Here is a 13710-nt window from a genome sequence, read left to right as displayed (position 1 = left end):
GAGGCTTCACATCTGTGAAGGCTGCCGCCTTGTCGATGATGCGCTGCACGGCCGCGAGTCCGCTCCGGAAGCTCCAGCTTATTCTCCTGAATAAGCTGCTCCTTGAGCCGATGCGCGGTCGGCTGACTGACGTTGATCACGGCAGCCACGGAAGGGTTCGTGCTGTCAGATCAGGCGATCCGCCTGCGCGAGCCGGAGCATCTCCTCGGTCGTGACTTCGCGGAACTCATCCCGGACGTCCCCCCTCGTCGCCAACTCAACGAGCATCCGCACGCTGTACAGCGCGACCTTGGCGGGGAAATCGGGATCGTCGTCGCGGTGGAGGATCAACGCCGCGCGCGCCTCGTCGGCATCGAGGATCGCGGCCTGCATACCGACCCAGGCGCGGCGTAGGTCGAGTTCGTTCGTCATCGCCCCAGCACCGCCTGGACGTTGCCGCCGTTGATGCGGACATACTTGCGGAGCGTCTCCGCGAGTGCATCGCCGAGCCGGGATCCGTCACCGCGGATCGTAAGCTCAACTTGGACCTTCTGCGTTCCCCCACCGCCGAGCGGTGTGGCGGCGCCCGTGGTGCGGCTGTTGGGGACGATGAAGCCGTCAGTGTTGGGGACGAAGGTCTCTGGCCCCTCCTCGCCGACGAGGTAGACGGAGTTCCGCTTCACCGGGCCGCCGAGTGCGCGAGGCTCGTCAGGGACTCGGCCACCGGATGCACCGGACACGTTCCGGGCGACCCGTTCGGTGATGAGGGTCACGGTCCTGGAACGCGGCACGCTGTTGAGCGCCCGCTTCGCCGCGGCGACACCGGACTGCAGTTTCCTGATGTTGGCGGTGAGTTCGGCCCGTCGCTCCTTCGTCAAGTTCGGGTTCTTCAACTCCCTCTGGGCCTGCGCGAGCTTGGTCTCGAGATCCTTCTTGTTCGCATTCAGCTTCGCCGTACGCGACACGTTCGGGATCTGGATCATCTTGTCGGCCATGCGCTTGGCCTCGGTCGCGCTGAACCCCATCTGCCGAGCGAGTCGGATGAAGTTCGACCGCGACCCCTCGGCCGTCCTCGCGGTGGCGACGTTGCTCGCGCCGGCCGCATCCATCGCTGCCGTCTGCCGGTTGGCGGCTTCGGCGACCTGGAGCAGGGCGCGCTGATTGGCCCGGCCCTTCTCGGTGCCGATGTCGGTGTTCCGGCCGTTCGCCTTGATGGAGGCGGTCGCGTTGTCGAGCGCCTCTTGGTAGGAGATCGCCGCACCGCTGCCGGCGATCGCCTTGCTCGTCCACTGGCCCATCGCATCGATGGCAGCGGAGAACTGGCTTCGCTGCCGGGAAGCGGCGTCGGCGACACCCTGCAGCGGGCTCACGATCCCCTTGGCCGCGGTCTCGGTCGCCTTCAGGCTCTGCGCCAGCTTCACTGTATGGTTCGCGGCCTCGGCCATGCTCTGGCCGGAGGCGTCGGTGGGGTGCCTGAGCGCGTTCACCAGGCCGCTGACCTTGGAGATCCCCTCCGCCACCAGAGCCAGCGGCCCAGTGAGGGTGCCCACGATCAGCTGCAGGCCCTCGAACGCGATCTCGACTCCGGACGTTCCGCCGGTCAGGTCCTCGATCGCGGTGTTCGCATCGTTCAAAGTGGTGATGAGATCCAGCAGCTGCTGACTGAGTTCACCGGCCCCGCTCACCATGTCGGCCAGGGCGTCCGGATTCCGCTCGACGGACCGCGCCAAATCGGTCAGTCCCTCGGCCAGGTCGCCGACAGCATCCTGCAGCGCCGGTCCGGTCGCGTCGAGTACGCCGTTGAGCGCGTCCGTCACGGGACCGATTGCGGGGATCAGCTTCTCCAGCGCGCGGCCCGCGTCATCGGCGAACTTCTCGATCGGCCCCGCAGACTTCTGGAACGCCTTCGCGAGCGCGGGGTTGAACCGGTCAACCGTGCGCTCGAACGTCCCCGCCATCTTGATCAGGGTGCCCTCGAACGGCTTGGCGAGAAGCCGCATGTCCGCACCGAGTTGGGCCATCGTCGCCGCCCACTTGTCCTGCACGGCCTTGGACTTCGCAGCGAACACAAGCCCGAGACCGGCGATACCGGCACCGAACCCGGCGACGACTCCAGCGCCTGCGATGGCACCCACGGCCGGCGCCGCGACGGCGACCGCTCCGCCGATCGTGGCCACCAAAGCAGGACCGAGGATCGGTGTCTTGACCGCGCCCAGGAAGCCTGACCCGAAGACCGTCCCGAAGTCCCCCCCAAGCCCCTTGCCGCCGCCCGTGACCCACTTCTTCAGGCCACGACCGAAGCCCTTCCCGGACCGGTCGCCTTCCTTCTCGAAGTCGTCCGCGACCTTCCGCAGCTTCTTCGACAGATCGGTCAGACCGTCACCGTCGACGTTGTCCGAGTCGTTCTTGAGCTTCCGGAACGCGCGCGAGATCCGATCGAGTTTGTCCGAGGCTTTGTCGTGGGCCAAAACGTCGAAGTCGACCTTCTGCGTGGCCATCGACTACCCCCGCTCGGCGCGGTAACGAGCTCGGCGCGCGGCGTCGTCCAACGCGACCTCGGCCTGCCGCCAGGCCCGGTGCGCCTGGTCGCGTTGCCCGCGTAGGTCGTTGGCGGCCTCCTCGAGCTCACGTCCGCGCCCGATCTTGGACGTGTCGCTGGGGTACAGCGGCTGGCCGTCGTGGGTGATGTGCACCGGCTGCGACATCGCGACGAGCGTCGCCGTACGCGCCTCGGCGACCTTGGCGATCCACTGGTCGTGGAGACGCTCATACTCGCGCTGAGCCGCCGCTGCGGCCTGCGTGGCGCGCTTCACGGCCGGATCGTCGGCTGCAGGGTCCGGCGAGGCCGACGACACCGGCGGCGGGGAGATCGCCGCGTACTCCTCGTTGGTGAAGATGTGCCCTGGCGGGAAGCCGGCGCGGTTGGCCCGGCAGCGGCTGCAGTCGCATCCCTCGGCGGCGTGCATCTTGTTCTGTGCTTCGGTCTTCATCGCTGTCCCATCTCGCGTAGGCGGGTCACCCTGTCGGCCAGTTCGGCCAGTTGCTCATTGAGTTGTTCCTGCTCGGCGGGGGTGGCCGCGGGCTGCAGGAGCAGCTCCCGCGCCTGTAGCCATGCCGCCTTGGCGGTGAGAAGCTGCTCGGTCAGCCACTCCTCCTCCGTGCGGTCCAGCAGCCGCTCAACCTGCACCGCGACCATCGACTCGTCAGACGCCATCAGGACCACTCCCCGGATCGCACGCCGCGCAGGTAGCGGTGCTGCTGGAATCGAAGGAACTCCCTGGCGGCGTCGTCCGACGCGGACCGCAGCTCGAGCGTGCGGGTGCCGACACCGGCGGCCTGAACGACCGGCGACACCTCGCGCGCCGTCACGTCGAGGATCTTGCGGACCGGTCGACCGTCCACGGTTGCCGGCTCGGCGGAGTGGATGTCCAGGAGCCACGACCACTCGACCTGACCCAGCTTGCGGATCACCTCGAACGCCTCTCGGCCCCGTGGCAGGTCCATGAAGTATTCGACGTCCGCGATGAACTCGGTGCCCGCTGTCCGCACGGTCGCCTTGCCGACCGGAAGCGCGCCACCGGTCAGGCTTGCGTCGTGGTTCCACGCCGACACAACCGCCACACCCGGCCGCAGCGCAGCCGGACCGTAGATGTCGCCGTCATGGTCGACCTGATCCGTGGTCGCGAACACCGCGGAGGCCAGGCCCTGCGAGGCGTCTTTCAGCAGCAGTTCCGCGGCGATGTTCTTACGCTGCAGCATCGGCAAGCCTCCTCAACTCATCGACGAGGATCAGGCGACGCCGGCCGACCGGTACCGGCTGCAGCTTGCCATCGGAAACCATGCGCTCCACCGTCCTGCGGGACACCGACAGCAGCCGTGCCGCCGTCTCGTAACTGATGAGCCAACCGTCACCGATCACCGGCTCGGCCGGCACTTTTGGCGGCTGCTGTCGGTCCGAGTCGGTGAGCGTGTCGAGCAGTGCCGCCAACTCCGGCGGTGCGGCGATTGCTTGCCTACGGCACCACTTCAGGTGTTCCGCCAGCGCGAGCGCCAGATGACTCCGCGTCCGGTCGTCCAGCTGCAGGAACATCACCGCGCATCCCGTTCCTCGTCAGCGCAGCGCTTCAGGAACGCCCACCAGTCACGGCCGGCCGCCGTACCGTACGGCGCCCTCGGGTCGTACCCGTTCGCCTCGGCCCACCGCTGCCGCTCGGTGTCCCACAGGCGAATCGCCGCGACCGAGCGGGAGACCCAGTCGCCCGGGCCGTCCTCGATCCACTCCCGCTCAACGAACCGCCGCAGCCGGATCGGCACCATGCCCGACTCATCCACCGGGGACTGACCGGCACGTAGCCTGCGCCGCTCGCTCACGACACCCTCAGCGGCACAACGTCCGCGACCTCTCCCCGTTCGGCGATCCGCCACCCCAGCGACGCCATACCTGTCGGCGTCAGCCCGAGCCGGTCCGCCAGGTGACGTGCCTCCGCCGCCTGCCACGCAGCCGCTGTACCGCCCAGCACAGCCAGCGTGAGCACGATGTACGACGCCACGACCGAAGCCGCCGAGTCATCCCACTGGACGGCCTGCGGCGACGCCCACAGCTCCTTCCACAGCCTCCGCTCGGCCTGCGCCCAGCGACGACCCGGCGGGAGCTTCGGCGCCGGCAGGTCGCAACCCTCCGCCGGCAACACGATCGGTCCACGAGCCGTTCTGTAGCGGCTGCCCGGCTTGTTCGGGTTCGGTCTAGGCCCAGGCATCAGCAGTTCCTCTCATTTGGGTCCATCCGCAGTTGCAGATCGCGATTTGGGGGTGACGGTGGCAGCTAACGTTCTGTGATCGGACGTAACGCATAGTCCCCGCCCCTATCCCCGCTCGATCGAGTCGCGCTTGCGGGAATTGCAACTTCTGCAGAGACACTGCAGCGGACCGGACTCCGAGCCACCTGCGGCGACCGGTGTGACGTGATCAGCGGTCAGGTCGTCGGCAGCGTGAGCGTCACGCTGCCAGCCAGGACACCAGTTGCCGTGCTGTGCTCGGTGTGCAGCCACAGCCTGGGCACGGCGCGAGCGCTCCATCGTGGAACGCCGGCGCTGGTGTGCGGGACAGCGACTGTCGTTGCTCAGTACGCCGCAGATCAGACAGGGACGCTTGGGCATTCGGTGCCTCCAAAAAACGGGCAGGGATGAAATGGGCGCGCGGTGGTACCACGCGCAGAAGTTCGGAGAGACGGTGGCGTGCCCCCGTTTGAAGGCTTGCGTCCTGATACCCGGCCCCCGGTCATGACGCTTCCTGGTGTTGCCAACAGCGCATGTGGTCGCCGTACCGCTCTCGCAGATGGTCACACTCCGTACAGTCCGGTGCCGAAGAATCCACCGAAGGGACCGAAGAATCCACGTTCGGGAAGATGGATTCTTCGGGTTCTTCGTGGATTCTTCGGGGAGGTTCGGTAACTCCGTGTGACATGGATTCGGCTAATATCCATACCCATCCGCCGTGCATCCCGCTCTTCTCGCTGCGGACCTTGGCTTTGGCTCGTGCCCGCGTCAGGGTGGTCTTGGCGATCCCGACACCTGCAGCCGCCTTGATCGCCTCGCCTGCGTTGGCTGTCCCCCCATTGCTGGAGATGTAGTCGACGAGCCACTCGACCGCCTCGTCCCGCTCGGTCTGGTCGTCGCCCCCCGCATCACGCAGCAGATCGGACACAGACCTGTCGGACTCTCCGGTGAAGACGAACCGGCCGGTGGTCGTCGTGCCTTCCTTGGTCGAGATCAAGGTCTCCTCGATCGTGTACGCCAGGGAAGGCAGGTCATCACGCCCGAGGCTGTTCTTGGATTGCGTCATCACCCGGCCGTCGTCATCCTTGGCGAACACGAACACCGACCTCGGCACGTCCTTGAACGCGGACGACTCCTGGATCCGCGAGGAGGGATCGCCCCCGCTCGCTTTGTTGAAGTGTGCGATCCCCTGGATCAGACAGCCGGTGCGGTCGGCGATCTTCGCTAAGGGGTCGAGTGCGCGGCGTACCTCACGGGAGCGGGACGCGTTGATCGAGTCGCCGAGCACCGACATGATCGGGTCGATCAGCACCAGCTTCACGCCGTAGTCCGTGATCGTCTGCTCGAGCAGGTCGTTGTCGTGTGGCAATGACAAGCTGATCTCGTCGTCCTCGTGGTTCACCACGTCGAACCGGCCGACCATCTCCAGATCTGCGCCGGCCGCCACCAGGCGCGGTACGACCGTGTACTGCCAGGAGTCCTCCACGGCCACGTACAAGACGCGCGCGGGCTGCCCATACAGCGAGCCAGGCAGAGTGCCGCGGGTGACGTGAGCGGCCTCCCAGAGCCCGAACGAACTCTTGCCCGTTCCTTCCCTGCCGGCGGCGATGGAAAGCGATCCTGCGGGGATCCGTCCGTGGTCGCCGTCCTTCCATGCCCACACGACGCGCCGCGGTTCGATGTCGACGGCCCACGTGATCCGAGCGCGGCGAAGTGTTATCTGTTCCCCGTTCCCTGGGAACACCTCGGGAACATGGGAACGCTCGCACCTGCAGGTCATCCCCGCGGTCTCGAAGTACGTCAAGCCGGCCAGTTCGCAGCCGGGACGGTGGTTGGTCATCACGCCACCTCCCGGAGCACCTGGCGGACCTCGTCGGCGTACGCATCCGCGTGGGTCTGCAGCAACAGGTCCGCGTGCCGGCGGCAACGATCGGCATCCGCACGCAGGCGCGCGTCACGCTCCGCGACCTCGGCTGGTGTAGCGCTGCCGCGGAAGTCGGTCGGCCGAGGGCGTGCCCACTCGAACAGCGCCGCGCGGCGGTCGAACGTCGCCGCGAGTCCTTCGGCGAGGGCATCTTGTAAGACACGGCGCCGGAAGTTCTCAGCATCTACGACGTACGCGGACTGTCGGCGCGGTTGTGTACGTTGGTGTCGAGCTTCTTCGCCGCTGCTCGCAGGGGTCGCCTCGCTGAGGCGGCCCTTGTTCATGCCGCCGAACCGCCGGCCTGCGCCGCGCGAGCGTCCGCGAGCCACGCTTTCACGTCGGCCTCGAGGTACAGCACCTTCCGACCGAGTTTGAAGCTGTGCGGCCCCTTTCCGATGTGCCGCCAGTAGCGGACGGTCTCCGGCGAGGTGCGGCACAGTTCCGCGACCTCGGCTGTGGTGACGTATCGGTCGTCCATGGGGGTTTCACCTTCCTGTCAGAGTAGGTTTGCTCAACCTGCTCTGACGTTAGCACCGCGAACCAACGGTGTAGGTGTTGACACCTACGTCAACTGCGGTGTAAACCTACTCTCATGAGATCGATGATCGGGACTCACGGATGGGTCCGCTTCGACACCGCGGAGTTCCCCGGTGAGGTCAACGTGAGAGTTGTCGACGGCAAGTTGGTCGAGATCTACCTCAATGGCCGCGGACACGAGATCACGCCGAAGCAACTGCGGGAACTCCCCCTGCTGCGCATGCGGTCGGCCACCATGGTGCGGCCCGAGATCCAGGCCGTCATGGCGGCCGAAACCGCCAAGCATCCGGACCTGGACGTGGCCGGTGAGGTCGACCGGGCGTACGGCGTTGGCGCCGACACGGCAAAGTGGTTCCGGGACAAGGCTGTGAAACTCAAGCCGCCATCGGATGGGCTGACACCGCAGTTCCTGCAAGACGTCGCCGCGGCGTACACCTCCGCCGTGGCGCGCGGCGAACGGCCCAACGTGGCCCTGGCGGAACAGACCGGGTTTGCACCGCGCACCGTGCAGCGGTGGGTGTACCTGGCACGGAAGGCCGGCCATCTGGCGCCGACGCGTCCCGGCGAGACGGGTTAGTCATGGGGTTCACGAAGGATCTGTGGCACACCACGACGACCGACGCCGAAGGCGAGAAGGTCAAGATCCCAACCGCGCGGTACGGCAAGGGCAAGCGTTGGCTCGCTGTCTGGCATGAGGTCGGCGGGCGGGAGCGGACGAAGGCCTTCGCCAAGAAGGCGGACGCCGACAGGTACTGGCCGACGCAGGAGACCGATGTCAGCCGCGGGACGTACGTCAGCCCGATGGACGCGAAGATCACGGTCGACCAGTGGTGCGACACCTGGCTCGCCGGGTACGCCACGCGCCGCGACTCGACGGTGCGGCAGGCGAAGACGCACGTTCAGTTGATCCGGAAGACCTTCGGTCCGCTGCCGCTGAGTGGGGTTCGGCCCTCCGCGGTGCGTAGCTGGTGTGCCCAGTTGAAGGCTGATGGTTACGAGGCGTCGTACGTCTACGCGCTGCACGGCAGGCTCTCGCAGATCATGAGTGACGCAGTGCACGACGGGATCCTCGCGAAGAACCCCTGTAGCCGCCGCACATCACCGGGCGCAGGCAAGCAGCGCCCCTACTGCGCGACGACGGAACAGGTATGGGCCATCTACGACGCGTTCGACGAGCACCTGAAGCCCGCGGTGCTGCTGGGTGCGTTCGTCGGTCTGCGGACCGCTGAGGCATGCGGCGCGCGCGTCGAGGACACGGATTTCATGCGTGGCGTGTTCACGCCCGCCGTGCAGTGGCCGGCGCAACCCCTGAAGACCGAGGCATCCAAGACGCCGATTCCGATCCCATCCGAACTGACGCTCGAGCTATCGGCCGCAGTCGCCAGGTGGGGGAGTCCGTGGCTGGTGACGGACGGCGCTGGTGGGCAGGCGTCGCCCTGGTCGATCGATCGGGCGATGCGATCGGTACGCAAGAGGCACGTCAAGCCGCTTCCTCGGGACCACGCGAAGGACTGCCGGGGCTGCCTGGTGCCGGGGCTGCCGGAGGGCTTCCGGTTCCACGACCTGCGGCACTACCTCGCCTCGCTGCTGATTGCCAGCGGCGCTGACGTGAAGGTCGTGCAGGCGCGGGTACGGCACGCGAGCGCTAAGACGACGCTGGACACGTACGGGCACCTGTGGCCGGATGCAGACGAGTCGACCCGCGCCGCCGTTGGTGCTGTGCTGGCGGCACGGGTCGGGAGTCTCACGGAACAGCCACGGAACGCGGAGGGGTCATGACGACGTTTCCGCAGGTCAGCGGCCTACTGCTGACTACACGTCGTAGTAGAGCTCGAACTCGTGGGGGTGGGGGCGGAGCTGGATCGGGGCGATCTCGGTTTCGCGCTTGAGGTCGATCCAGGTCTCGATCAGGTCGGAGGTGAACACGTCGCCCTCGAGGAGGAAGTCGTGGTCGGCCTCGAGGGAGTTGATCACGGCCGGCAGCGAGGTCGGGACCTGCGGGATGCCGGCGTGCTCCTCCGGCGGCAGCTCGTACAGGTCCTTGTCGACCGGGTCGACCGGCTCGATCTTGTTGCGGATGCCGTCCAGGCCGGCCAGCAGCTGGGCCGCGAAGGCCAGGTACGGGTTGGCGGACGGGTCGGGGCAGCGGAACTCGATCCGCTTCGCCTTCGGGTTCGAACCGGTGATCGGGATCCGGATGCAGGCGGACCGGTTGCGCTGCGAGTACACCAGGTTGACCGGCGCCTCGAAGCCCGGCACGAGCCGGTGGTACGAGTTCACCGTCGGGTTGGTGAAGGCCAGCAGCGACGGGGCGTGCTTGAGCAGACCGCCGATGTACCAGCGGGCCACGTCGGACAGGCCGCCGTACCCGGACTCGTCGTAGAAGAGCGGGGCGCCGCCGGTCCACAGCGACTGGTGGCAGTGCATACCCGAGCCGTTGTCACCGAAGATCGGCTTCGGCATGAACGTCGCGGTCTTGCCGGCCGCCCAGGCGGTGTTCTTGACGATGTACTTGAATTTCATCACGTTGTCGGCCGACTTCAGCAGCTCGTCGAAGCGGAAGTTGATCTCCGCCTGACCGGCGGTGCCGACCTCGTGGTGGGCCCGCTCGACGACCAGCCCGGAGCGCTCCAGCGCCAGCGTGATGTTGTCGCGCAGGTCGCCGAAGTGGTCGGTCGGCGCGACCGGGAAGTAGCCACCCTTGTAGCGGACCTTGTAACCGCGGTTGCCGCCGTCCTCGACCCGGCCGGTGTTCCAGGCGCCGGCGACGGAGTCGATCGAGTAGTAGCCGGTGTTGGCCTTGGTCTCGAACCGGACGTCGTCGAAGACGTAGAACTCGGCCTCCGGGGCGAAGAACGCCGTGTCCGCGATCCCGGTCGACTTCAGGTACTCCTGCGCCTTCCGGGCGATGTTGCGCGGGTCACGCGAGTACGCCTCGCCGGTCAGCGGGTCGTGCACGAAGAAGTTGATCGCCAGCGTCTTGGTGCCGCGGAACTCGTCGATGAAGGCGCTGGTCGGGTCGGGCAGCAGCATCATGTCGGACTCGTGGATCTGCTGGAAACCGCGGACCGACGACCCGTCGAACGCGAGGCCCTCTTCGAAGACCTCCGGTCCGAACGACGACACCGGGACGGTGAAGTGCTGCATGATGCCCGGCAGGTCGCAGAACCGGACATCGATGATCTCGATGCCCTCGTCCTTGACGTAGGCGAGCAGCTCCTCAGCGCTGGAAAACATTCGTACTCCTCGGGGTGGCTCAGAGATTACGTCTGAACGTAGGGCCAGACGATTACTCCGTCGTGACCCCGATGTTTCGCGGATGTTACGCCCAGCGTGTCCGCGCTGACCCACTGGTGTACGGCGGTGACGCCCTGAGATCTCCCGGTCCACTGTGACCGGGTCCGGGGCGTGTCCGTAGGCTAGCCATCATGGCATCATCCCCGCGGCCGGGCACAGGACCCATCGAAGAATTCCGGTTTCCGGGCAACCGGCTCGGCCTGCCCGAGGAGGGGCCGGGGTCGGTCGCGGGCTGGGTCCGCCGGGTGCTCGCGCTGTTCGTCGACTGGCTGGTCGCCGGACTGGTCGCGTCCGCGATCACGTCGAAGCCGATGTGGGCGGGCGGCAACGACTACAACACCGCGCAACTGGTCACGTTCTTCGCGATGAGCGCGATCCTCGCCGGTCTGGCCGGCTCGACGATCGGCCACCGGGTCTGCGGCCTGCGCGTCATCCCGGTGCGTGGCGGCGTCGGGTACACGACCCAGCCGGGCCTGCTGGCCGGAGCCATCCGGACCTTCCTGATCTGCCTGGTCATCCCGGCCGTCGTCTTCGACCGCGACTACCGCGGTCTGCACGACCGCGCCGCGGGCACGGTCGTCGTCCGCCGGTAGTGTCCTGAGTCACTAGCGCCGGGTCAGTCGCAGCTGGACGTCGTCCAGGTAGCCCGTCCGGAACCCGGCCTCGGAGTACGCGAGGTAGAACTCCCACATCCGCCGGAATGTGCCGTCGAAGCCGAGCGCCTCGATCGCCGGCCACCGCTCGATGAACCGCTTCCGCCAGATCCGCAGCGTGCGGGCGTAGTCGGCGCCGAGGTGCCGGACGACCTCGGCGCGCAGGCCGGTGTGCCGGGCGGTGACGTCCTCGATCACCTCGATCGACGGGATCAGCCCGCCGGGGAAGATGTACTTCTGCACCCAGGTGAAGGTGTTCCGGGTGGCCAGCATCCGCTCGTGCGGCATCACGATCGCCTGGACGACGGCGACCCCGCCGGGCGCGAGCCGCCGTTCGATGGCGTCGAAGTAGACCGGCCAGTACCTCTCGCCGACCGCCTCGATCATCTCCACGCTGAGGACGGCGTCGAACTCGCCGATCTGGTCGCGGTAGTCGCGCAGCGCGATCTGGACCCGGTCGCTCACCCCGGCCTCGGCGGTCTTGCGCTGCGCCAGCAGCGCCTGCTGCGAGGCGATCGTGATCGCCGTCACCCAGGCGCCCCGCCGGGCCGCGTGGATCGCCAGGCTGGCCCAGCCGCAGCCGATGTCGAGCACCCGGGACCCGGAGACCACACCGGCCGCGTCCAGGATCGAGTCCAGCTTGTTCAGCTGGGCCTGCGTCAGTTCGTCGTACGACGCGGTCGCGAGATCGGCCGCGGCCGCGGGGCCGAAGTACGCCGCCGAGTAGGTCAGGGTCGGGTCGAGGAACTCGGAGAACATCGCGTTGCTCAGGTCGTAGTGCCGGCTGACGTTCTCCCGGGCGCCGGCCCGGTCGTTCTCCTGGTCGCCCGGCTGGGACCGGGTCACCAGCCAGCGCAGCGACTGGGCCCACTTCGGCAGCAGGTGCCGGGTCTCGTCGTTGCTGAACCGCTCGGCGAACGGGACCAGCAGGTCGGCCAGGTCGGTGCCCGGCTCGGGATCCCAGTCACCGGCCAGGTAGGCCTCACCGAACCCCGAGCCGGCGTCGTGCCCGAGCCGGTCCAGGAAGGCGGACGTCCGGTGCACCCGCATGCCCGGCCCGCCGAGCCCGTAGGACCTGTTGCTGTCCAGGTGGATCGTCGCCGGGAGGTCCTTGGCGATCATGCGGATCGCGGCCGCGGCGCCGGCCCGGCGTACCGGGTTCGACCGTGGCCGGGCCAGGCTGGGCCACGTCTCGGTCACCGGCTGATGCACCGCCGGCATGAGATCCGTCATGCGTGTCTACCTCGTGTCTCGATCGTCCTGGTCGCACCTTAAGGCCCAACCCCGACCCCGCAGCGCGACACGAAGGCACTCTCGTGCCACGTCACGACAGATCAACTACCGAGCGGTCGGCGAGTTACCGCCGTCTCACGCAGAGAGCGGTCAGCCGCCGTGGGCAGCCCGCTGGCCGAGGATCAACTGGTTGCCGTCCGGGTCCTCGGCCCGGGCGATCCGCTCGCCCCACGGCTGGTCGGCCGGCTCCTCGACGATCCGGCCGCCGGCCGCGCGGATCCGCTCCACGCCGGCGTCGCAGTCGTCGACGTACAGCCAGAGCGCGATCGGCGGCGTACCGCCCGCGGGCCGCTGGTGGTCCGGATCGTGCCCGAGCCCGAAGGACGCCGTACCGAACCGCAGCCCGACGTACGCCGGTGGGCCCTCGGGCGGGAACTGGTAGTGCACCTCGCCACCGAGCACGTCCCGGTAGAAGGGCAGCATCCGGCCCAGGTCAGCACTCGTCACGATCGGAAAGACGTCGTCGACGGCCATGCGTCGCCTCCTCGTTCGCCATGGATGGTCCCATCCTGGATGACGAACGGGGTCTGGCCGGATCGACCGGCTCAGCGACCCTTCATCGCCTGGCGTGCGCCCTTGAGGCTTGTGGGCACCGGGCCCTTCGGCATCGGCACCTGCGGGCGGACCGCGTCGAGGGCCTTCAGCCGCTGCAGCAGGTCGGTGACCTCGGACGGCTGCAGCGCGGCCGGCAGCTTCGTCACGTGCTTGGTCAGCTTGCGGATGTCGACCTCGTCCTCGCCCTGGCCGGCGACGATCTGGATCACCGGCGCGCCGCCGGCCACCCGGGTGTGCTTCTTGCCCTCGGCCTGCAGCAGGTTCTTCACCCGGCTCGGCTGGCCCTCACCGACCAGGACGATGCCCGGCCGGCCGACCACCCGGTGCACGATGTCGGCGTTCTTGGTGACCGCGACCGCGGGCGTCACGTTCCAGCCGCGGCGCAGCGTCTGCAGCGCGGACGCGGCCGCACCGGCCTGACCCTCGATCTGGCTGTAGGCCGCTTTCTCCACCCGCCGGCCGAAGATGATGGTGGTGGCGAGGAACGCGAGCGCCACGCCGAGCGGAAGCCAGACCAGCAGCGGCCCGACCAGCAGCGCGAGCGCCACGAACACGGCGACGACGCCGAGGAAGATCCCGGCGAGCACCAGCCCGATCCGTGGGTCGGACTTCTTGGTCAGCCGGTACGCCGACCGGATCTGCTTGAGCCGGCCGGTCTTCTCGGCGGGCGCGTCGTTCTTGGCCATCTCTACCTTTG

General features: G+C 67.9%; 19 protein-coding genes. 3 read left to right on the top strand and 16 right to left on the bottom strand.

Features of this window, described 5'->3' with window-relative positions:
* Positions 1–165: 165 nt before the first annotated feature.
* From E1218_RS13100 to E1218_RS13045, 12 genes are all read right to left on the bottom strand, one after another.
* Positions 166–411: a hypothetical protein gene (locus tag E1218_RS13100; RefSeq protein ID WP_132319737.1), complete on the bottom strand. Its 246-nt coding sequence runs from the start codon at positions 409–411 to the stop codon at positions 166–168.
* Entirely contained in the window at positions 408–2477 is a 2070-nt protein-coding gene (locus tag E1218_RS13095; RefSeq protein WP_132319735.1) for a hypothetical protein, read from the bottom strand. The genes E1218_RS13100 and E1218_RS13095 overlap by 4 nt, the downstream gene beginning before the upstream one ends.
* Before the next feature lie 3 nt (positions 2478–2480).
* Entirely contained in the window at positions 2481–2969 is a 489-nt protein-coding gene (locus E1218_RS13090) for a hypothetical protein (RefSeq protein WP_132319733.1), read from the bottom strand.
* The gene (locus tag E1218_RS13085) at positions 2966–3193 is read right to left on the bottom strand and encodes a hypothetical protein (protein ID WP_132319731.1); all 228 of its coding nucleotides are present in this window, start codon (positions 3191–3193) and stop codon (positions 2966–2968) included. Before E1218_RS13085 ends, E1218_RS13090 begins: the two co-directional genes overlap by 4 nt.
* The gene (locus tag E1218_RS13080; RefSeq protein ID WP_132319729.1) at positions 3193–3738 is read right to left on the bottom strand and encodes a hypothetical protein; all 546 of its coding nucleotides are present in this window, start codon (positions 3736–3738) and stop codon (positions 3193–3195) included. Before E1218_RS13080 ends, E1218_RS13085 begins: the two co-directional genes overlap by 1 nt.
* On the bottom strand, positions 3725–4069 hold the full coding sequence (locus E1218_RS13075) for a helix-turn-helix domain-containing protein (RefSeq protein WP_132319727.1): 345 nt from the start codon (positions 4067–4069) through the stop codon (positions 3725–3727). Before E1218_RS13075 ends, E1218_RS13080 begins: the two co-directional genes overlap by 14 nt.
* Positions 4069–4296 (bottom strand): hypothetical protein, encoded by a 228-nt coding sequence (locus tag E1218_RS13070; protein WP_132319725.1) that lies wholly within the window; start codon positions 4294–4296, stop codon positions 4069–4071. The genes E1218_RS13075 and E1218_RS13070 overlap by 1 nt, the downstream gene beginning before the upstream one ends.
* 50 nt (positions 4297–4346) lie before the next feature.
* Complete coding sequence (locus E1218_RS13065; protein WP_456073598.1) at positions 4347–4736, bottom strand: phage terminase small subunit; 390 nt, start codon at positions 4734–4736, stop codon at positions 4347–4349.
* Between the two features lie 105 nt (positions 4737–4841).
* Positions 4842–5054, bottom strand: coding sequence for an HNH endonuclease (locus tag E1218_RS38190; protein WP_407657607.1), 213 nt, complete (start codon positions 5052–5054; stop codon positions 4842–4844).
* A gap of 202 nt (positions 5055–5256) precedes the next feature.
* On the bottom strand, positions 5257–6558 hold the full coding sequence (locus E1218_RS13055) for an AAA family ATPase (RefSeq protein ID WP_165949248.1): 1302 nt from the start codon (positions 6556–6558) through the stop codon (positions 5257–5259).
* Between the two features lie 35 nt (positions 6559–6593).
* On the bottom strand, positions 6594–6962 hold the full coding sequence (locus E1218_RS13050) for a hypothetical protein (RefSeq protein ID WP_132319719.1): 369 nt from the start codon (positions 6960–6962) through the stop codon (positions 6594–6596).
* Positions 6959–7156: a helix-turn-helix transcriptional regulator gene (locus E1218_RS13045; RefSeq protein ID WP_132319717.1), complete on the bottom strand. Its 198-nt coding sequence runs from the start codon at positions 7154–7156 to the stop codon at positions 6959–6961. Before E1218_RS13045 ends, E1218_RS13050 begins: the two co-directional genes overlap by 4 nt.
* A gap of 183 nt (positions 7157–7339) precedes the next feature.
* Between E1218_RS13045 and E1218_RS13040 the strand changes: the two genes are divergently transcribed.
* Together E1218_RS13040 and E1218_RS13035 are read left to right on the top strand one after the other, a co-directional pair.
* A complete protein-coding gene (locus tag E1218_RS13040; protein ID WP_132319715.1) occupies positions 7340–7792 on the top strand; it encodes a hypothetical protein in 453 nt (150 codons plus the stop codon).
* A gap of 2 nt (positions 7793–7794) precedes the next feature.
* Complete coding sequence (locus E1218_RS13035) at positions 7795–8994, top strand: site-specific integrase (RefSeq protein WP_132319713.1); 1200 nt, start codon at positions 7795–7797, stop codon at positions 8992–8994.
* Between the two features lie 33 nt (positions 8995–9027).
* On the opposite strand, the gene glnA is transcribed toward E1218_RS13035, so the two are convergent.
* A complete protein-coding gene (glnA, locus tag E1218_RS13030; RefSeq protein WP_132319711.1) occupies positions 9028–10452 on the bottom strand; it encodes a type I glutamate--ammonia ligase in 1425 nt (474 codons plus the stop codon).
* A gap of 191 nt (positions 10453–10643) precedes the next feature.
* On the opposite strand from glnA, the gene E1218_RS13025 reads away from it, so the two are divergent.
* On the top strand, positions 10644–11105 hold the full coding sequence (locus E1218_RS13025) for an RDD family protein (protein ID WP_132319709.1): 462 nt from the start codon (positions 10644–10646) through the stop codon (positions 11103–11105).
* 12 nt (positions 11106–11117) lie between these two features.
* On the opposite strand, the gene E1218_RS13020 is transcribed toward E1218_RS13025, so the two are convergent.
* From E1218_RS13020 to E1218_RS13010, 3 genes are all read right to left on the bottom strand, one after another.
* Positions 11118–12398: an SAM-dependent methyltransferase gene (locus tag E1218_RS13020; protein WP_132319707.1), complete on the bottom strand. Its 1281-nt coding sequence runs from the start codon at positions 12396–12398 to the stop codon at positions 11118–11120.
* Positions 12399–12548: 150 nt separating this feature from the next.
* Entirely contained in the window at positions 12549–12932 is a 384-nt protein-coding gene (locus tag E1218_RS13015; protein ID WP_132319705.1) for a VOC family protein, read from the bottom strand.
* Positions 12933–13003: 71 nt separating this feature from the next.
* Positions 13004–13699: a DUF4191 domain-containing protein gene (locus E1218_RS13010; protein ID WP_132319703.1), complete on the bottom strand. Its 696-nt coding sequence runs from the start codon at positions 13697–13699 to the stop codon at positions 13004–13006.
* Positions 13700–13710: the final 11 nt, after the last annotated feature.

Origin of the sequence: Kribbella turkmenica, from assembly GCF_004348725.1 — a bacterium.
Taxonomy (GTDB): domain Bacteria; phylum Actinomycetota; class Actinomycetes; order Propionibacteriales; family Kribbellaceae; genus Kribbella; species Kribbella turkmenica.
Note: the sequence above shows the minus strand (reverse complement) of the source record. Positions and strands in the feature narration are given on the sequence as shown.